Here is an 18,697-nt window from a genome sequence, read left to right on the forward strand (position 1 = left end):
AAGCATGCGCAGTACGAGCAAGACCACGCGGGCCACACTGATCGGCCTGCTTGCCATCCTGTTGTGGAGTTCCATCGTCGGCCTGATCCGCGGCGTGAGCGCGAGCTTCGGCGCCACCGGCGGCGCCGCGCTGATCTATACGGTCGCCTCGATCCTGCTGCTGCTGACAGTCGGCCCGAGCAAGGTGCGCGCGTTTCCGCGCGCCTATCTGGTATGGGGCAGCCTCCTGTTCGTCGCCTACGAGATGTGCCTGGCGCTGTCGATCGGCTACGCCAATACCAACCGCCAGGCGATCGAAGTCGGCATGGTGAACTACCTGTGGCCGGCCTTCACCATGGTGTCCGCCATCGTGTTCAACGGCCAGCGGACGACCTGGCTGATCGCTCCCGGACTGGCGCTGGCGATCGGCGGCGTGTGCTGGGTGCTGGGCGGCGACGCGGGTCTGGACCCGGCCGCGATGGCGGCGAACGTGCGCGACAACCCGCTCAGCTATGGCCTGGCCTTCATCGGCGCCCTGATCTGGGCCAGCTACTGCACCGTCACCGCGCGCATCGCCAACGGCAGCAATGGGGTCACGCTGTTCTTCATGCTGACCGCCACCGCGCTGTGGATCAAGTACCTTGCGTTCGGCGGCGAGCCGATGCGGGTCGACCTGCGCGCGCTCGTCTACCTGGCGCTGGCCGCCGCGGCCATGGGCTTCGGCTATGCGGCCTGGAACGTGGGCATCCTGCACGGCAACGTCACGGTCCTGGCCGGCGCCTCGTACTTCATACCCGTGCTGTCCGCCGCGCTGGCGGCGCTGGTTCTGCAGACGCCGCTGTCGCTCGCGTTCTGGCAAGGCGCGGCGATGGTGTGCGCCGGTTCCATTCTATGTTGGCTGGCCACACGCAGAAAGGCCTGAGCTTGCATATTGCATAAAGTTCACATATATATCATGCTGCGAATAATTCTCATTTGCATTCTCACTAATCTAAGGGGGCTCGATGCCGTCGCTGCTTGCCACGCTGTTCGGCCTGTCCGCCTCGCCGCGGCGGTGACCGGCTTCCTGGCGCTCGGGCTGGCGATGGAGCGCCACTGGCGCGATGCCCGCGGCGCCCAAGCGCTCGGCGCGTTGGCCCTGCTGGTGTCGCTGCTGTACTGTCGAGCGTTGCGCGCGCAGGGATACGGCTTCGTGCCGTGGATCGGCTGCCTGACGGCGGCGGCATGGATCGCGATCGGCCTGCTGTCGCATGACGTGGCGATAGCGACGCGCGCGGCGCGCCTTGCCGCTGCCGCGGCGGCGCTGGGCGGCATGGCGGCGCTGGCACTGCGCTTGGGATGAAAAAAAGCCGGGACATCGCTGTCCCGGCTTTCTGTTTACCTCGCGCTCAGGCTTATTTGCCGCCCGCCAGCAGCATCTCGTTCAGGCGCTTCACGAACGAGGCCGGATCCGCCAGGCTGCCGCCTTCGGCCAGCGTCGCCTGGTCGAACAGGATGTGCGACCAGTCGGCGAAGCGCGCGCCGCTCGCGTCCTCGTACTTCAGGCGCTGCACCAGCGGGTGGTTCGGGTTGATCTCGAGGATCGGCTTCGACTCCGGCGCTTCTTGCCCGGCGGCCTTCAGCATGCGCAGCAGATTGCCCGACAACTCGTTTTCGTCCGCCACCAGGCAGGCCGGCGAGTCGGTCAGGCGGAAGGTCACGCGCACGTCCTTGGCCTTCTCGCCCAGGGCGCCCTTCATGCTCTCGACCAGCTCCTTGTAGCCGGCTTCGGTTTCGGCGTGCTCCTTCTTTTCGAGCTCGTCTTCCAGCGCGCCCAGGTCCAGGCCGCCCTTGGCGACCGACACCAGTTCCTTGCCTTCGAACTCGGTGAAGAACGACAGCATCCACTCGTCGACGCGGTCGGTCATCAGGATCACCTCGACGCCCTTCTTGCGGAAGATCTCGAGGTGCGGGCTGTTCTTCGCCGCCTGGTAGTTGTCGGCGGTGACGTAATAGATCTTGTCCTGGCCTTCCTTCATGCGGCCGACGTAGTCGGCGAACGACACGGTCTGCTCGGCCGAGTCATTGGCGGTCGAGGCGAAGCGCAGCAGCTTGGCGATGCGGTCCTTGTTGGTGGCGTCCTCGCCGATGCCTTCCTTGAGCACCTGGCCGAATTCCTTCCAGAAGGTCGCGTACTTGTCCTTGCCGGCCTGTTCCTCGGAGTTCGCCATTTCCTCGAGCATGCCCAGCACGCGCTTGGTCGAGCCTTCGCGGATCACGCGCACGTCGCGCGACTCCTGCAGGATCTCGCGCGAGACGTTCAGCGGCAGGTCGGCGGAGTCGATCACGCCCTTGATGAAGCGCAGGTAGGTCGGCATCAACTGCTCGGCGTCGTCCATGATGAACACGCGCTTGACGTACAGCTTGATGCCGCCGCGCTTGTTGCGGTCCCACAGGTCGAACGGCGCGTGCGCCGGCACGTACAGCAGCTGGGTGTATTCGCTGCGGCCTTCCACCCGGTTGTGGGTGTAGGTCAGCGGGTCCTGGAAGTCGTGCGAAACGTGCTTGTAGAACTCGTGGTACTGCTCTTCGGTGATGTCGTTCTTCGAGCGTGCCCACAGCGCGCTGGCCTGGTTCACGGTCTCGAGTTCGTCCTTGAGAACCGTTTCTTTCTTCTCTTCGTCCCACTCTTCCTTCTGCATCACGATCGGCAGCGAGATATGGTCGGAATACTTGCGGATGATCGATTTCAGCTTCCACGACGACAGCAGCTCTTCCTCGCCTTCGCGCAGGTGCAGGATCACATCGGTGCCGCGGCCCGTCTTCTCGATCTGCTCGATCGAGTAGTCGCCCTCGCCGCGCGATTCCCAGCGCACGCCCTGCTCGGCGAAGGCGCCGGCGCGGCGGGTATTGACGACGATCTTCTCGGCCACGATGAAGCCCGAGTAGAAGCCCACGCCGAACTGGCCGATCAGGGCCGCGTCCTGCTGCTGGTCGCCCGACAGCTTGCTGAAGAATTCCTTGGTGCCCGACTTGGCGATGGTGCCCAGGTGGGCGATCACCTCGTCGCGGCTCATGCCGATGCCGTTGTCCGAGATCGTGATGGTTTTCGCATCCTTGTCGAACGAAACCTTGATCTTCAGTTCATGGTCGTTGCCGTACAGGGCGTCGTTGTTGATCGCCTCGAAGCGCAGCTTGTCGGCCGCGTCGGACGCGTTCGAGATCAGTTCGCGCAGGAAGATCTCCTTGTTCGAATACAAGGAGTGGATCATCAGTTGCAGCAGCTGCTTTACTTCTGCCTGGAAGCCAAGGGTTTGTTTTTCGGCGTTCGCCATCTTGTTCCTCGTTAAAAACATGGGGTTGGTCAGACTCGGAGGCATATAAGGATGCCAGGGAGGATTTCAAGAGGTCTTTTTGATAAGAAATAGGATGAACTGAAGAAAATCGCACTTTCATGCATCCGCCATGTCGAATCCTGCCCCGCCCATTCGTCGTGGAGATGGCAGCACCCCATCCACACAACCCAGGAGAACACCATGAACCAGGCAGTGCGTCCCATCCCGGAAGGCTACCGTACCGTCACCCCGCACCTGGTGTGCGACAAAGCGGGCGAAGCGATCGACTTCTACAAGAAAGCGTTTGGCGCCGTCGAGCTCGCCCGTATGCCCGGACCGGACGGCAGGATCATGCATGCGGAGCTGCGCATCGGCGACTCGGCCATCATGCTGGCCGACGCGTTTCCCGAATTCGGCAGCCAGGGCCCGCTCGCCCTGAAGGGCTCGCCCGTGACCATCCATTTGTACGTGAACGATGCCGACGCCGTTTGGGCTAGGGCGCTGGAAGCCGGCGCCCGGCCGACCATGGAACTGGCCGACATGTTCTGGGGCGACCGCTACGGCCAGGTCGCCGACCCGTTCGGCCACCTGTGGTCGATCGCCACCCACAAGCGCGACATGACGGACGAGCAGATCATGGAAGCGATGCGAGACATGCAGCCCGGCGATTGTCCCGCCCAGCAGGCCGGCTGACCCGGTCAGCCGGCCCGCGCCTCGAGAAAACGCCATACGGCCGGATCCTGCAGCGCCGCCAGGTTCAGCCGCATCCGGGTCGACGGCTGCTGGCTGGGCGAGAACAGGCTGCCCGGCGCCAGCAGCAAGTCCTGCCGCATGGCGCGCGCGGTGAGCGCATTGGTGTCGGCGCCGACGTCGACCCACAGGAACATCCCGGCCGCCGGGGCCGGGTCGACCCGCATCCCGAGCGCCTCGAGCCGGCGCAGCGCGCCCGGCCGCGCCGCATCCAGGCGGCCGCGCACGCGATCGAGGTGCTTGCGGTGGTGGCCCTCGGCCAGGATTTTATAGACCACGCGCTCGCCGATGTCGCTGGTGCTGAGCGTGGCCAGCATCTTGCGGTCGGCCAGCAGCGCGGCCCGTTCGCGCGAGGTGGCGACGAAGCCGACCCGCAGGTTGGCCGCCATCGACTTCGAAAAACCGCCCAGGTAGATCACGCGCCGCAAGCCGTCCAGCGCGGCCAGGCGGGTGGCGCCGCCCGGGTGCAGGCCGCAGTAAATGTCGTCCTCGACCACCAGGAAGTCGTGCTGCTCGGCCACGCGCAGCACCTGGAAAGCCTTGGCCGCCGACACCGAGGTCGAGCTGGGATTGTGCAGCACCGAGTTGATGACGAACAGGCGCGGGCGATGCAGGGCGGCGAGCTCCTCGAGCCGCGCCAGGTCGGGGCCGTCGGCCAGGCGCGGCACGCCGACCACCTTCAGGCCCATCGCCGCGAACGAACCGAACATCAGGAACCAGGCCGGATCGTCGACCAGCACCGTGTCGCCCGGCTGGCAGAACGCGCGCGCCACCAGGTCCAGCGCCTGGGTCACGCCCAGCGTGGTCACCAGCTGCTCGGGCGCGGCCTCGATCTCGAGTTCGGCCAGCGTCCGTTGCAGCTGCTGGCGCAATGGCAAAAAACCGTGCGGCAAACCGTAATTGAGCAAGCCGTCGCAGTTCTGGCGGCTGAGCGCGCGCAGCGCATTGGCCACCGCCGCGCCGTCGAGCCAGTCGGCCGGCAGCACGCCGGAACCCGGCGCCAGCCCGAGCGGGGCCTGGCGGAACATGCTGCGCACCAGCCAGGCGATGTCGAGTTCGGCCGGAACCGGCGCCGGCTGCGATGACGGCGGCTTGTGCGCCGGCGCCTGGCGCTCGCGCACGAAGAAACCGGCGCCGCGGCGCGATTCCAGGTAACCCTGCGCCACCAGCCGGTCATAGCTGGCCACGACGGTGAACGGCGACACCCCGTGGCTGGCGGCGAAGCGCCGGATCGAGGGCATGCGCGCGCCGGGGCGCAGCAGGCGCTCGTCGACGCGCGCCGCCACCGCGCTCACGATCTGGTCGGCCAGTGGCGCGCCGGCGTCGCGCGCCAAGGCGAAGGCGAGTGTATCGGTCATTTCACCACCACAGTCGGCAAATTATCGGTAGAAGTGTACTGGGACTGTATTGGTCCGTGCGGCTAGGATAGACCCACTGCCGCGTTGCCGCAAGCCCGACCAAGGACAACCGATGACCACCCTCGCCCGCCCCATCCCGACCGCCAGCCGCGACGAAGCGCGCGGCATGCTCCTCGGCCTGGCCGGCGTGGCGATGTTCAGCCTGACCTTGCCGTTCACCCGCATGGCGGTGGCCGAACTCGATCCGCTGTTCATCGCCCTCGGGCGCGCGCTCGGCGCGGCGCTGCTGGCCGGCCTGTGGCTCGGATGGCGCCGGGCCCCGCTGCCGCCGCGCGCCGCGCTGGCGCCGCTGGTCCTGGTGGCGCTGGGCGTGGTGATCGGCTTTCCGCTGCTGAGTTCGATGGCCCTGCGCTGGGTGCCGGCCACCCACGGCGCGGTGCTGGCCGGCCTGCTGCCGCTGCTGACGGCCCTGTACAGCGCCATGCGCGGCGACGAGCGGCCATCCGCCGCCTTCTGGCTGGTAGCCGTGTTCGGCGCGGCGCTGGTGATCGCATTCGCCCTGTCCCAGGGCGGCGGCGCCCTGCACCTGGCCGACCTGCTGATGTTCCTGGCTGTTGCGGCCGGCGCCGTCGGCTATGCCGAAGGCGGCAGGCTGGCGCGCACCCTGGGCGGCCCGGAAACGATTTCGTGGGCGCTGCTGCTGGCCCTGCCGCTGGTCGCGCCGCTGCTGGCCTGGCACTACATCCCGCGGCCGGAGGCGTTCGCCGGCGTCGGCGCCGCGGCCTGGGCGGGGCTGGCCTATATGACGGTGTTCTCGATGTTCGTCGGCTTCTTTTTCTGGTACCGCGGCCTGGCCCTGGGCGGGATCGCCCGGGTCGGCCAGGTGCAGCTGCTGCAGCCCTTCATGAGCCTGGTCGGCGCCGCCCTGCTGCTGGGCGAACCGCTGACCCTGCACGACAGCCTGTTCGCATTGGCCGTGATCGGCGTCGTGTTCGCCGGACGGCGGCTGCAGGTGCGGCGCCGGCCTGGCTGACCGAGCCGTTCGATGTGCATGGTCCCCGCTCGACGTACAATACCGGCTTCATTCACGCAACTTATGGAAAACACCATGTCCGTCTACGACAAACTCAAGGAACTGAACATCACCCTGGAAGCGCCGGCGACCCCGGCCGCGGCCTATGTCATGTACGTCCGGACCGGCAACCTCGTGTTCATCTCGGGCCATATCGCCAAGAACAAAGATGGCAGCATCAATGCCGGCATCCTGGGCCGCGACAAGACCACGGCGGACGGCCAGGCCGCCGCGCGCTCGGTCGCGATCGACCTGATCGGCACCCTGCAGGAAGCCGTGGGCGGCGACCTGAACCGCGTCAAGCGCATCGTCAAGCTGATGAGCCTGGTCGCGTCGACCCCGGACTACAACGAACAGCATCTGGTCACCAATGGCGCCTCGGAACTGATCGGCGAGGTGTTCGGCGACGCCGGCAAGCACGCGCGCTCGGCCTTCGGCGTCGCGTCGCTGCCGCGCGGCACCTGCGTCGAGATCGAAATGATCGTCGAAGTGGCATAAAACAGCCAATCAGGCGGCAACTACCGGCGTTAATTTGTCTTCAATTCAATTAATGTTGTGCCCTCGGGTGGGGCTTACCCGGCTCCATTCGCCGACAGAAGCCGCCTACCGGCGTGTTTTATAATGGCCCGGCACGACCGTGCCCCTTCCTGTGAGAGAAGTATGAAAATCGAAAACCCCAATCCCATCCAGTGGCAGTTCTCGGAACGCGCCCAGCAGCTGCAGAGCTCGTTCATTCGCGAGATCCTGAAGATCACCCAGCGTCCCGAGATCATCTCGTTCGCCGGTGGCCTGCCGTCGCCAGCCACCTTCCCGGTCGAGCGCATGAAAGCCGCTTACGACAAGGTCCTGAGCGACAACGGCAAAGTGGCGCTGCAATATGGCCCGACCGATGGCTACGCGCCGCTGCGTGAGTGGATTGCCGGTTCGCTGTCGACGGAAGGTTCGACGATCCTGCCGGAACAGATCCTCATGACCTCGGGTTCGCAGCAGGCGCTCGACCTGCTGGGCAAGGTGCTGATCGACGAAGGCAGCCGCGTGCTGGTCGAGACCCCGAGCTACCTCGGCGCGCTGCAGGCGTTCTCGGTCTACCGTCCCGAGTTCAAATCGGTCGACACCGACGAACACGGCCTGGTGCCGTCGTCGCTGGAAGGCATCGCGCAAGGCGCGCGCATGCTGTACGCGCTGCCGAACTTCCAGAACCCGACCGGCCGTTCGCTGTCGGTCGAGCGCCGCCAGGAACTGGTGGAAACCTGCGCCCGCCTCGGCGTGCCGCTGATCGAGGACGATCCCTACGGTTCGCTGAGCTACAAGGGCGCGCCGAGCCCGAAAATGGTCGCGATGAACCCGGACGGCGTGATCTACATGGGCTCGTTCTCGAAGGTGCTGACCCCGGGCATCCGCCTGGGCTACGTCTGCGCCCCGCTGCCGCTGGTGCGCCGCCTCGAGCTGGCCAAGCAGGCGGCCGACCTGCACACCGCCCAGCTGACCCAGATGGTGGTGCACGAGGTCGTCAAGGACGGCTTCCTGGACCAGCACATCCCGACCATCCGCCAGCTGTACGGCGACCAGTGCCAGGTGATGCTGGACGCGATGCAGGAACACTTCCCGGCCGGCGTGAGCTGGACCAAGCCTGAAGGCGGCATGTTCATCTGGGTCACCCTGCCGCAGCAGATCGACGCCATGAAGCTGCTGGAACAGTCGCTGGCCGCGCGCGTGGCCTTCGTGCCGGGCGCGCCGTTCTACGCCAACGACCCTGCCACCAACACGCTGCGCCTGTCCTTCGTGACGGTGCCGCCGGAGCGCATCCGCGAAGGCATCGCGGTCCTCGGCAAGCTGATCGCCGGCATGCTGTAAGATCCCACGGGGCCGCGAATGCGGCCCTGTTTCTTTGTCGACGGTCAGTCGATACCGGTATCAGCCTGCCTGGGCAATACCGGCGCAATGGCGGGTCAGTTGCGATAGTGCAACAATTGCATCAGGTAGTGGATTTTAGGCAAGGTGTGTGTCCAAAATCTCCGTGTAAAAGAGTATGATTCATCGACACTGATGAGGTCTGCCCGCCACCGATGATGCATCCTGCCCTAGCGCTCGCCGCACCGGCGCGCCAATCCGCGATTCTGATCGTCGACGACGCTCCCGACAGCCTCGGGCTGCTGCAGGACATGATGCGCCAGCAGGGCTACCAGACCTTCGTCGCCAATACCGGCAAGCGCGCGCTCGACATCGCCACCCGCATCCAGCCCGACCTGATCCTGCTCGACGTCATCCTGCCCGACCTCGACGGCCTGGAAATCTGCCGCCGCCTGAAGCGCCAGCCCGACACCGCCCACATCCCCGTCATTTTCGTCAGCGCCTGCGGCGAGACCGAGGACATCGTCGCCGGCTTCGACACCGGCGCCGCCGACTACATCGCCAAGCCGGTGCGCATGGCCGAGGTGTGCGCCCGCGTGCGCGCCCAGCTGCGCCTGCGCAGCAGCAGCGAAAGCCAGAAGCAGCAGGCCGAGCGCCTGCAGCTGATCGTCGACGGCATGGACGAGGGCCTGATGCTGGTCGACTGCGAGGGCCGCGTGGTGTACGCCAACCCGGCCTGCGAACGCTTCCTGTCGCAGCCCAAGGAAGTGCTGGAAGGCGAGCTGCTGGCCGACCTGGTCGAGCCGCCCGCCGCCTGCGACTACGCCGACTATTTCTCCCGCCCGCTCGACGCCGAGGCGACCGCGCGCTGCCGCGGCACACGCGAAGTGCTGGTGCGCCAGTCGGACGGCACGATGCGCGCGATGGACCTGAGCCTGTCGCCGGTGGCGGGCGGCGAAGCGCTGTTCGTCGCCCTGCTGCACGACATCACCCACCACAAGCAGTCCGAGACGGCGCTGCAGCGCGCCGCCCTGATCGACCCGCTCACGCGCATCGCCAACCGCCGCCACTTCGACGCCTTCCTGGACAAGGAATGGCAGCGCGCCATCCGCAGCGGCCAGCCGCTGTCGCTGATCGTGCTCGACGTCGACCATTTCAAGGGCTACAACGACAGCCTGGGCCACGCCGCCGGCGACGCCTGCCTGCAGGCCATCGCCGAAGCGCTGCAATCGCATGCGATGCGCCCGACCGACCTGGCCGCGCGCTACGGCGGCGAGGAATTCGTGGTGCTGCTGGCCGACACCGCGTCCAGCGCGGCGGCGCGGCTGGGCGAGGCGATCCGCGCCCATGTCGAGCGGCTGGCGATCCCGAATCCGCGCGCCGAAGGCGCCGGCGTGGTGACGGTCAGCATCGGCGTGGCCTGCATCGTGCCGACGCTGTTCAACGATATCCGCTCGTTCTTCATCTCGGCCGACCGGGCGATGTACGAGGCCAAGGCGCGCGGGCGCAACCAGGTGGTGGCGGCGTAGGCGGGGGCGGCGTGGGAGCAGGCGCGGGGTGGGATGGCGCATTGACATCCGGCGCCCACATTCGATACCAGGCACATAATCATGCGCGACTCACATTACCCCCAATCCGGCGCCCCGATCGTCTTCTTCGATGTTGAAACCACTGGCCTCTGCGCCAACAAGGATGTGATCATCGGGCCCGGTCAGGCGACAGGCGGAACCCCGTACTGCTTGCCCCACTCGGCCAGGTAGCGCCGCTCCTGCGCTTCCCAGCGCGCATCGTCCCAGCCGAGCTCCGGCTGGCAGATGGCGCGGATGCGCGTCATCTGATCGAGGCCGCCGTTGGGCAGCTGAATGCCGAGCCGGGTGCGGCGCAGCAGCAGGTCGTCCAGCTGGTAGACCTGCTCGGAACGGGCAGCCCAGCGCAGCTCGGCCCACAGGGTCTGCGTGCCCGGGATGCATTCCAGCTCGCCCTTGCGCGCCGCCAGCAGCAGCGGCTTGGCCTGGGCGCCGTAACGGCCGGCCAGCCGGCGCAGCACGCCGGGCGGCAGGTCGTGGCGCGCCGGCACCGACACCCGCGCGAACACCGGCCCGCGCTCGGCGCGCAGCTGCCAGCCGGGCAGCTGCTGCGACACGTGGCGCAGCACGTCGAGGGCGATCGCGCGGAAGGTGGTCAGCTTGCCGCCGGCCACCGAGACCAGGCCCGGCTCCGACCACACGAAATGGTCGCGCTTTTCGGACGACGGCGCGCCAAGCTGGCCGCCGTCGATCACCGGCCGCACGCCCGCGAAGGTGGCGACGACGTCCTGCTCGCTCAAGCCCAGCTGGGGGAACTGGGCGTGCAGGGCCGCCATCAGGTAGTCGAATTCGGGACGGGTGATGCGCGGCTCGGTGTTCAAACCCTGCTCGTGGTCGGCGTCGGTGCCGACCAGGGTCACGCCTTCCCATGGGAAGGCGAACACGGGCCGGCTGTCGGCCGGGTGCAGCAGGCTGACCGCCTGCGCCAGCGGCAGGCGCCGGGCCGGCAGCACCAGGTGGCTGCCGCGCAGCGGCCGCAGGCGCGGCGCGCGATCGGGCTTAGTGCTGCCTGCCTTGCCGCCTGCCTTGCCGCCTGCCTCCCCGCCCGCCGCGCCGCCGAGCAAATCGGACCAGGCGCCGGTGGCGTTGACCACCACCCGCGCGCGCACCGCCGTCTCGGCCTGGCTGCGTTCGTCGCGCAGCATGGCCCCGTGCACCTTGCCGCCGTCGCGCACCAGCGCCTGCACGGTCACGTAGTTGCAGGCGACCGCGCCGTGGGCGCGCGCCTCGTCGATCACGCGCAGCACCAGGCGCGCGTCGTCGGTCTTGGCGTCGGTGTAGCGGATGCCGCCGGCCAGGCTGGCTTCCGGGCTATTCGGCGACGGCATGCGGGACGATTCCGGGCGTTCCCAGTGCGGCTCGCGGCGGCCGGCCAGCACGTCGTACACGCGCAGCATGGAAAGAAATCCCAGCCGCCGCTTGACGTCTGTACCATGGTCGGCAAAGGCGAAGCCCTGCGGCTCGACCAGTCCGGGCGCCGCGCGCAGCAGCGACTCGCGCTCGCGCACGGCGTCGCGCGTCAGGCGCAGGTTGCCGGAAGCCAGGTAACGCAGGCCGCCGTGCACCAGCTTCGACGAGCGGCTCGAGGTGCCCCAGGCGAAGTCCTTCTGCTCGACCAGCAAGGTCTTGAGGCCGCGCCGCGCGGCTTCGAGCAGGATGCCGGCGCCGGTGATGCCGCCGCCGATCACCAGCAAGTCCCAGTCGCGCCCCGGCGGAAAGACGTTGGCCCCGCTCATGGCGTCACCAGCTTGCCCGGGTTCATGCGGCATTCGGGGTCGAAGTGACGGAACAGCGCCCCCATCGCGCCCAGCCCCAGCTCGCCCTTCTCGGCCGCCAGCCACGGCGCGTGGTCGACGCCCACGCCGTGCTGGTGGCTGATGGTGCCGCCGCAGCCGACGATCGCGCTCGAGACGCGGTCCTTCAGTTGGCGCCAGCGCGCCAGGTCGGCCTGGTAGTCGCCCGCCAGCCGGTAGACGAAGGTCGAATACACGCTGGCGCCCTGGGGATACAGGTGCGACAGGTGGCTGTAGGCGTGCACGCGCTCGCCGAACGCCTCCAGCGCGGCCGCCGCGGCCTGCTCGATCGCGGTCACCGCCTGCGTCACGTGCGGCCAGTCGAGCGCCGTCTCGACCGTGTCGATCGCGTAGCCCTGCTCCCAGGCCGCGTTGCGCAGGTAGACGCTGCGAAAGCGGTTGCGGCGCCAGCGCTCGCCCAGCGCGCGTCCGACGTGCACGCCGTGCAGGCGCCGCGCCAGCGCCACCGCCGTGCGCAGCGCCTCGCACGCCTGGCCCCTGGCGCCGCTGGCGCCGACCAGCAGCATGCATTTGGACTGGCCGCAGCCGCGCCAGCCCAGGTAGCGCTCCAGCAATCGCACCCGGCGACCATGGCCGGCCAGCGCCAGCATGGTGCGCGTCTCGCCGGCGTTCGACAGGCGCAGCATCGACAGTCCCAGGCGCGCCTGGGCCAGCATGCGCGCCGCCTGCACCGCATGTTCCCAGTCGGGGAAGAACAGCGCGTGGAAGGCTTCGTGCTCGGGCAGGCGGTTGATGCGCACCACGGCGTGGGTCAGCACGCCCATGCGGCCCTCGGAGCCGAGCACCATCTCGCGCAGGTCGATGCCGCTGCTCGAAGCCGGAAAGGTCGGGATGTCGAGGGTGCCGGACGGCGTCTCGATGCGCCCGCCCGCGAACATCTGCTCGATGCGCCCGTAGCGCAACGACTGCTGCCCCGACGAGCGGGTGGCGATCCAGCCGCCGAGCGTGGAGTATTCGAACGATTGCGGATAGTGGCCCAGGGTATAGCCGTGGGCGCGCAGCTGGGCTTCGAGATCGGCGCCGGACACGCCGGCCCCGAAACAGGCCAGCTGCGCCTCGCGGTCGAGCGAAATCATGGCGCGCATGCGGCACATGTCGATGGAGAGGCTCGGGCGCAGGCCGCCGTTGGAACTGTGGCCCACGTCGAGGTGGCCGGCCACGCTGGTGCCGCCGCCGTAGGGGATGACGACCGCGTCGTGCAGGGCGGCGAAGGCCAGCAGTTCGCGCACCTGCGCGCCGGATTCGGGAAAGGCCACGCCGTCCGGCACCTTGCCCAGGCGGCCGTGGCGCAGGCGCAGCCAGTCCGGCAGGCTCTGTCCATGGGCGTGGCGCGCGCGCGTGGCGCCGGTGGCGTCGATCAGCGGATGGGGCGGCAGGCGGCCAGGGGGCAAGCCGGCGCAGGCTTGTTCGAAGGTCGCGTCCTGCGGGGCCGTCCCCCGGCCCAGCCGTGCGCCGAGGAAGGCTCTGGCCTCTCCTTCGAGCTGCACCGTAATCGACTCGTCACCCCAACCGTTCCAACGCCGCATCAATGACTTTCCGTTATACTTCGAGTTGCTCTTTTTATCACCTCAAATAGCACATTAAAGTCGCTCCCGCCAACCGTATTGCGCTTTCATGACACAGCCTTGCTCAATCACGCCACTGCCGCCCGATGACGCGCGCGTGACCGGTTCCTATCTGCAGCCCCTGCTGGAAACCGCCCTCGAGCGCGGCCTTGCCCTGCCCGTATTGGCCCAGGCCGCCGGCCTGGCCGCTGGCGCACTCGATCCGCTGCCCGAGAGCCTGCCCGCACGACGCTACATCGGCTTGCTCGAAGCCGGCGCGCGCCTGGCGAACGATCCGTTCTTCGGCCTGCACGTGGGCGAAAAAGCGCGTCCGGCCACCTACAGCGCCTACGGCATGCTGCTCCTGGCCTGCAACAGCTTCGGCCATGCGCTGGAGCTGACCCAGCGCTACGAATCGCTGGCCCACGACCTGGGCCGCAGCCGTCTGGCGCAGCATGGCGCCCAAGCGCATTACGAGTGGATCAGCCACTATCCCGACGCCACCCGGCACCTGGTGGAAAGCGTGTACGCGGGCATTCGCGTGTTCGGCAGCTGGCTGGCCGGGCGGCCGCTGATGCCGCTGGCGCTGCGCTTGCGGCATCCCGACCCGGGCCACGGCGACGCCGAATACCGGCGCGTGCTGGGCATCGCGCCGGAGTTCGGCGCGCCGCTGAACTGCGCCGCCGTCGATGCCGCCCTGCTGGCGATGCCGGTGCCGAACGCCGACACCAGCGTGTACCCGCTCCTGCTGCACCACGCCGAACGGCTGCTGGAAGAACGCGCCGCGCGGCAAGAACCCATCGTAGCGCGCGTGCGGGCCGCGCTGCTGCCGCGCCTGGCCAGCGGCGAGGCGCGGCTGGCGCCGGTGGCGGCCGAGCTGGGGCTGTCGGCGCGCACCCTGCAGCGCAAGCTGGCCGATGCCGGCTCGAGCTTCCAGCAGGTGCTCGATGCGGTGCGCTACGGCCTGGCCCAGGACTACCTGCGCCGCCGCGAACTGGGCCTGGTCGACGTCGCCTTCCTGCTCGGCTTCCGGGAACAGAGCGCGTTCACGCATGCGTTTCGCGAGTGGAGCGGCATGAATCCGGGCGCATGGCGCGAGCAGGCCGCGTGAACACGGTTCATGCCGCATCTTATTTCCGCATATCGATCATCGTAATCAATCGTTCTACACGCAGCGTGTAGAACTTACCATGCCAACTCATCAACGCGTCGCCGTTACCCACGGCGCGCTGCATCGGCTCGCATGCCCGCCCGGATTCGCTGCACGCAAGCGCCGGGCCCGCGGCCCGCCGGACCTTCGAACCTGCCACATCCGTATGGTGCGACGTCCTGCAACAAGCCCTCGATAACGACAGGAACTCATCATGCAAAATCTTACCCAGCCGCGCCGCAGGCGCCTCGGGCTGATCGTCGCTGGCGCATTGGCGGGCGCCGCGCAAGCGAATGCGCAAGGTCCGCTCGCCGCTCCCGACGCCGCCAGCGTCGAACCGCTGCAAGTGCAGACCGTGACCGTCAACGGCGAGCGCGCCCGCGACGAGCGCGGCGCCCTCGGGGCCCTCGGCAACCGCTCCGACCTCGATACGCCATTCGCCACCGCCAGCGTCTCCAGCCAGCAGATCGAGGATCGCCAGATCGCCACGCTGGGCCAGGTGTTCGCCGACGACGCCTCGGTCAGCGCGCAGGGCGGCACCTACACCCAGGCCGCCCACGCGGTGAACGTGCGCGGCCTGCGGCTCGACTTCACCAACGGTTTCAAGATCGACGGCCAGCCATTCCAGATGTTCGGCGTCGAGCTGCCCCTCGAAACCGTCGAGTCGGTGCAGCTGCTCAAGGGAGCCTCGGGCTTCCTGTACGGCTTCGCCGCGCCTGGCGGGATCATCAACTACATCACCAAGAAGCCGACCAGCGAGACGCTCCTGAGCGCCGACGTCGGCTGGTCGAGCGCGAGCCTGAAACGCGCGCACGTCGATGCGGGCGGCCGCTTCGGCGCCCAGGGCCGCTTCGGCTACCGCGCCAACCTGGCGCGCGAGGAAGGCGGCACCTATAACGGCGCCGCACTGGAACGCCAGGCCGCCTCGCTGGCCGTGGACGCGCGCCTGACGAGCGACCTGACCTGGAGCGCGAACTTCCTCTACCAGGAGCGCGACATCGACGGCGCCGTGCCGACCGTCTCGCTGCAGAACTACCCGGCCCGGACCGGCCTGCCGGCGCCCGTGGACGGCCGCAAGGACCTCGGCGCCTATGACAGCTCCTACTACAACTCGACCTTGTGGATGGGCGCCACGGCGCTCGACTGGCGCATCGGCCGCGCCTGGCAAGCCAGCCTCAGCTATGGTCACACCGTCAAGCGCATCGACAGCGCCAACGAGACGCTTTATCTCAGCAACCAGCGCGGCGACTACAGCAACCGGCTGGCGCCGTTCTACCGCCCGAACCTGACCTATGACGCGCTGCAGGCCAGCGTGGAAGGCAAGTTCGATACCGGCCTGCTGCGCCATCGCGTGACCTTCGGCGCCGGCTACCAGACGCTCGAACGCACCCTGAATCCCGAATCGAACCTCAGCCTGTTCGGCCCCGCCACCGTCGGCAACCTGTACGCGACGCCACCGGTGCTGGTCGACACCTCCACCTTCGACCGCAGCATCTTCTACAAGATCTCGGAGTGGACCCACAAGTCGGTGTTCGCCAGCGACACCATCGAGTTCGGCGACCACTGGTCGGTGCTGCTCGGCGCGCGCCATGTCGACTACGAAAACCTGAACTGGAACGCGCGCGGCGCATCCACCTCGCGCTACAACAAGAAGCCGCTGTCGCCGAGCGCCGCCCTGCTCTACCAGCCGACGTCCTACGCGACCGTCTACGCCAGCTACGTCGAGGCGATGGAAGATGGCGGCACGGTCGGCACCACCTATGCCAACGCCAACGAAGTGCTGGCGCCGCTGACCAGCCGCCAGGCCGAACTCGGCGTGAAGGTCGACCAGGCCGGCTGGGGCGCGAACGCGGCCCTGTTCCGGGTCAAGCGCGGCGCCGCCTATGCCGACTACGGCAGCGATCCGCGCGGCGTCTACACGCAGGGCGGTGAACTGAGCTACCGCGGCCTGGAAGTCAACGCGCGCGCCGACCTCGCGCGCTGGCTGAAGGCCAACGGCGGCGTCACCTGGCTCGACGCCGAGTACAAGGCCACCAGCCCCGCGTTGATCGGCAACCGGGTCGAAAGCACGCCGCGCCTGCAGGCGGTGCTGGGCCTCGAAGCGCGGCTGCCGCAGGTCGACGGCTTGTCGCTGTACGCCAACGCCAGCTACCTGGGCGAGCAGGAAGCCAACAGCGCCAACACGATCCAGGTGCCGTCGATCGCCCTGTTGCACGCGGGCGGCGCCTGGCGCACCCGCGTCCAGGGCCGCGACCTGACCTTGCGCCTGCAGGTCAACAACCTGGCCGGCAAGGATTACTGGTATTCGGCGGGCTCGAACTCGCTGCAGATCGGCGCGCCGCGCACGGTCTCGTTCAACGCCCGCATCGACCTGTAGGAGGAACACCATGAAAACATCGACACCCGTGCTGGCCCTGGTCGCGGCAACCCTGCTCGCGGCCTGCCACTCCGCGCCCACGCCGACCCTGCAGGCCAGCGCGCAGGGCGCGCCGGCGGCGCCTGCCGCGCCTGCCAAGCGCCCCAACATCCTGTTCATCATGGCGGACGACCTGGGCTACTCCGACATCGGCGCCTTCGGCGGCGAAATCGACACGCCGAACCTCGATGCGCTCGCGCGCGACGGGCGCGTGCTGTCGAACCACCACACCGGGCCGGTGTGCGCGATCACGCGCGCGATGCTGATCTCGGGCACCGACCACCACCTGGTCGGCATGGGCTCGCAAGGCGCGCCGCGCGACGAGCGCAAGGGCGCGCCCGGCTACGAGGGCTACCTGAACGAGAACGCGCTGTCCTTCGCCGACCTGTTGCAGGACGCCGGCTACCATACCTATATGGCGGGCAAATGGCACCTCGGCTTCGGCGACGGCCGCGGCAAGACGCCGGACCGCTGGGGCTTCGAGCGCAGCTACGCGCTGCTGCCGGGCGCCGCGCGCAACCACTTCGGCAAGGAAGCGCCGGACGCGCGCAACTACGTCGAGGACGGCAAGCACGTGCAGCCGGGCGCCGGCTTCTACTCGACCGACTTCTACACCGACCGCCTGATCTCCTACATCGACGCCAACCGCGCCGACGGCAAGCCGTTCTTCGCCTACGCCGCCTACACCTCGCCGCACTGGCCGCTGCAGGTGCCGGAGCCGTACCTGAGCAAGTACAAGGGTCGCTACGACGCCGGCTACGACGCCATCCGCCTGGCGCGCATCGAACGCATGAAAAAGCTGGGCATCATCCCGGCCGACTTCACGCCGTGGGCCGGCGCACCCGACAGCCCGGTGCGGGCGCCCGCGTCGCCCAACAACGACACGCCGGAAGCGCGCTATGTCAACGCGCTCAAGGGCGCGGCCGAGGGCCACGCCGACCACGGCCAGGGCCGGGTCGACAAGCAGTGGGACAGCTTGACCCCGCTGGAAAAGAAGGCGCAGATCCGCTACATGGAGATCTACGCCGGCATGGTCGACAACCTCGACCACAATATCGGACGCCTGGTCCGGCACCTGAAGGACATCGGCGAATACGACAACACCTTCATCCTGTTCCAGTCGGATAACGGCGCCGAGGGCTGGCCGATCGATTCGGGCGCCGACCCGAAAGCCACCGACGAGGCCAATGCCGCGCCCGAGGTCTATGCCAGGCTGGGCACCGACCAGGTCAAGCGCATCCAGTACGGCCTGCGCTGGGCCGAAGTGAGCGCAGCGCCGCTGCGCAACGTGAAGAGCATGCCGCACGAAGGCGGCGTCTCGACGCCCCTGATCGCCAAGCTGCCCGGCCAGCGCGGCCCCGCCACGCCGGCGCCGGTGCTGCACGGTTTCACCCACGTCACCGACAACGCCGCCACCTTCCTGGCGCTGGCCGGCGTCACGCCGCCGCACGAGCCCGCGCCGGCGGACATCGACCCGGCGTCGGGGCGCGACCGCAACGCAGGCAAGGTGGTCTACAAGGGCCGCAACGTGTATCCGGTCACCGGCACGTCGCTGCTGCCGCTGCTGCAAGGGTCAAACATCGGCCAGCGCGGCCTGCCGGCGGCCGGCGAAGCCTATGGCCGCGGCTATGTGTTCAGCGCCGACGGCCGCTGGAAGGCGGTCTGGATCGAGCCGCCCCACGGTCCGCGGGATGGACACTGGCAGCTGTTCGATATCCAGGCCGATCGCGCCGAGAACAATGACCTTTCGGCGCGCCACCCGGACATCGTGGCCCGGCTGGTGCAGCGCTGGAAAGACTATATGGCGCAGGTCGGCGGCGTGAATCCGGTGCGTCCGGCCAGCTTTTACTAGGACGGCGACAT

14 protein-coding genes are annotated in these 18,697 nt (G+C 68.3%); 10 read left to right on the forward strand and 4 right to left on the reverse strand.

The genetic code is table 11. From position 1 onward, the window contains the following. Positions 1 to 4 precede the first annotated feature (4 nt). Both yddG and KY496_RS09295 read left to right on the forward strand, forming a co-directional pair. Positions 5 to 901, forward strand: coding sequence for an aromatic amino acid DMT transporter YddG (yddG, locus tag KY496_RS09290; RefSeq protein WP_005666643.1), 897 nt, complete (start codon positions 5 to 7; stop codon positions 899 to 901). A gap of 132 nt (positions 902 to 1,033) precedes the next feature. Then, on the forward strand, positions 1,034 to 1,321 hold the full coding sequence (locus KY496_RS09295) for a DUF3325 family protein (protein ID WP_040776157.1): 288 nt from the start codon (positions 1,034 to 1,036) through the stop codon (positions 1,319 to 1,321). 52 nt (positions 1,322 to 1,373) lie between these two features. Here the strand turns inward: KY496_RS09295 and htpG are convergent, their stop codons facing one another. Then, positions 1,374 to 3,293, reverse strand: coding sequence for a molecular chaperone HtpG (gene htpG, locus KY496_RS09300; RefSeq protein ID WP_219864559.1), 1,920 nt, complete (start codon positions 3,291 to 3,293; stop codon positions 1,374 to 1,376). A 201-nt stretch (positions 3,294 to 3,494) separates the two neighbouring features. Here htpG and KY496_RS09305 point away from each other — a divergent pair, with 201 nt between their 5' ends. Then, entirely contained in the window at positions 3,495 to 3,986 is a 492-nt protein-coding gene (locus tag KY496_RS09305) for a VOC family protein (protein ID WP_005666638.1), read from the forward strand. Between the two features lie 5 nt (positions 3,987 to 3,991). On the opposite strand, the gene KY496_RS09310 is transcribed toward KY496_RS09305, so the two are convergent. Next, positions 3,992 to 5,401 (reverse strand): PLP-dependent aminotransferase family protein, encoded by a 1,410-nt coding sequence (locus KY496_RS09310; protein WP_219864560.1) that lies wholly within the window; start codon positions 5,399 to 5,401, stop codon positions 3,992 to 3,994. Positions 5,402 to 5,513: 112 nt separating this feature from the next. Here KY496_RS09310 and KY496_RS09315 point away from each other — a divergent pair, with 112 nt between their 5' ends. From KY496_RS09315 to KY496_RS09330, 4 genes are all read left to right on the forward strand, one after another. Beyond that, a complete protein-coding gene (locus KY496_RS09315; RefSeq protein WP_219864561.1) occupies positions 5,514 to 6,434 on the forward strand; it encodes a DMT family transporter in 921 nt (306 codons plus the stop codon). Positions 6,435 to 6,509: 75 nt separating this feature from the next. Continuing rightward, on the forward strand, positions 6,510 to 6,971 hold the full coding sequence (locus KY496_RS09320) for a RidA family protein (RefSeq protein WP_219864562.1): 462 nt from the start codon (positions 6,510 to 6,512) through the stop codon (positions 6,969 to 6,971). Positions 6,972 to 7,133: 162 nt separating this feature from the next. After that, a complete protein-coding gene (locus KY496_RS09325) occupies positions 7,134 to 8,327 on the forward strand; it encodes a PLP-dependent aminotransferase family protein (protein WP_005666631.1) in 1,194 nt (397 codons plus the stop codon). 212 nt (positions 8,328 to 8,539) lie between these two features. Beyond that, the gene (locus KY496_RS09330) at positions 8,540 to 9,853 is read left to right on the forward strand and encodes a diguanylate cyclase (RefSeq protein WP_219864563.1); all 1,314 of its coding nucleotides are present in this window, start codon (positions 8,540 to 8,542) and stop codon (positions 9,851 to 9,853) included. 182 nt (positions 9,854 to 10,035) lie between these two features. Here KY496_RS09330 and KY496_RS09335 read toward each other — a convergent pair whose 3' ends face one another. Both KY496_RS09335 and KY496_RS09340 read right to left on the reverse strand, forming a co-directional pair. Then, a complete protein-coding gene (locus tag KY496_RS09335) occupies positions 10,036 to 11,646 on the reverse strand; it encodes a glycerol-3-phosphate dehydrogenase/oxidase (protein WP_219864564.1) in 1,611 nt (536 codons plus the stop codon). Further along, entirely contained in the window at positions 11,643 to 13,250 is a 1,608-nt protein-coding gene (locus tag KY496_RS09340) for an FAD-binding oxidoreductase (RefSeq protein WP_219864565.1), read from the reverse strand. The genes KY496_RS09335 and KY496_RS09340 overlap by 4 nt, the downstream gene beginning before the upstream one ends. An 88-nt stretch (positions 13,251 to 13,338) precedes the next feature. Here KY496_RS09340 and KY496_RS09345 point away from each other — a divergent pair, with 88 nt between their 5' ends. The 3 genes from KY496_RS09345 to KY496_RS09355 all read left to right on the forward strand — a co-directional run bounded on the left by KY496_RS09345 (position 13,339) and on the right by KY496_RS09355 (position 18,686). Beyond that, on the forward strand, positions 13,339 to 14,379 hold the full coding sequence (locus tag KY496_RS09345) for an AraC family transcriptional regulator (protein WP_219864566.1): 1,041 nt from the start codon (positions 13,339 to 13,341) through the stop codon (positions 14,377 to 14,379). 253 nt (positions 14,380 to 14,632) lie between these two features. After that, entirely contained in the window at positions 14,633 to 16,795 is a 2,163-nt protein-coding gene (locus KY496_RS09350) for a TonB-dependent siderophore receptor (protein ID WP_219864567.1), read from the forward strand. Positions 16,796 to 16,805: 10 nt separating this feature from the next. Further along, on the forward strand, positions 16,806 to 18,686 hold the full coding sequence (locus KY496_RS09355; protein ID WP_219864568.1) for an arylsulfatase: 1,881 nt from the start codon (positions 16,806 to 16,808) through the stop codon (positions 18,684 to 18,686). The last annotated feature ends 11 nt before the right edge of the window (positions 18,687 to 18,697 follow it).

It is taken from the genome of Massilia sp. NP310, assembly GCF_019443485.1.
GTDB lineage: Bacteria > Pseudomonadota > Gammaproteobacteria > Burkholderiales > Burkholderiaceae_D > Telluria > Telluria timonae.

Excerpts from the sequence above, each read along its gene's own strand:
- yddG (WP_005666643.1), top strand. The coding sequence starts at position 5 with ATGCGCAGTACGAGCAAGACCACGCGGGCCACACTGATCGGCCTGCTT.
- htpG (WP_219864559.1), bottom strand. The coding sequence starts at position 3,293 with ATGGCGAACGCCGAAAAACAAACCCTTGGCTTCCAGGCAGAAGTAAAG.
- KY496_RS09305 (WP_005666638.1), top strand. The coding sequence starts at position 3,495 with ATGAACCAGGCAGTGCGTCCCATCCCGGAAGGCTACCGTACCGTCACC.
- KY496_RS09310 (WP_219864560.1), bottom strand. The coding sequence starts at position 5,401 with ATGACCGATACACTCGCCTTCGCCTTGGCGCGCGACGCCGGCGCGCCA.
- KY496_RS09315 (WP_219864561.1), top strand. The coding sequence starts at position 5,514 with ATGACCACCCTCGCCCGCCCCATCCCGACCGCCAGCCGCGACGAAGCG.
- KY496_RS09320 (WP_219864562.1), top strand. The coding sequence starts at position 6,510 with ATGTCCGTCTACGACAAACTCAAGGAACTGAACATCACCCTGGAAGCG.
- KY496_RS09325 (WP_005666631.1), top strand. The coding sequence starts at position 7,134 with ATGAAAATCGAAAACCCCAATCCCATCCAGTGGCAGTTCTCGGAACGC.
- KY496_RS09330 (WP_219864563.1), top strand. The coding sequence starts at position 8,540 with ATGATGCATCCTGCCCTAGCGCTCGCCGCACCGGCGCGCCAATCCGCG.
- KY496_RS09335 (WP_219864564.1), bottom strand. The coding sequence starts at position 11,646 with ATGAGCGGGGCCAACGTCTTTCCGCCGGGGCGCGACTGGGACTTGCTG.
- KY496_RS09340 (WP_219864565.1), bottom strand. The coding sequence starts at position 13,250 with ATGCGGCGTTGGAACGGTTGGGGTGACGAGTCGATTACGGTGCAGCTC.
- KY496_RS09345 (WP_219864566.1), top strand. The coding sequence starts at position 13,339 with ATGACACAGCCTTGCTCAATCACGCCACTGCCGCCCGATGACGCGCGC.
- KY496_RS09350 (WP_219864567.1), top strand. The coding sequence starts at position 14,633 with ATGCAAAATCTTACCCAGCCGCGCCGCAGGCGCCTCGGGCTGATCGTC.
- KY496_RS09355 (WP_219864568.1), top strand. The coding sequence starts at position 16,806 with ATGAAAACATCGACACCCGTGCTGGCCCTGGTCGCGGCAACCCTGCTC.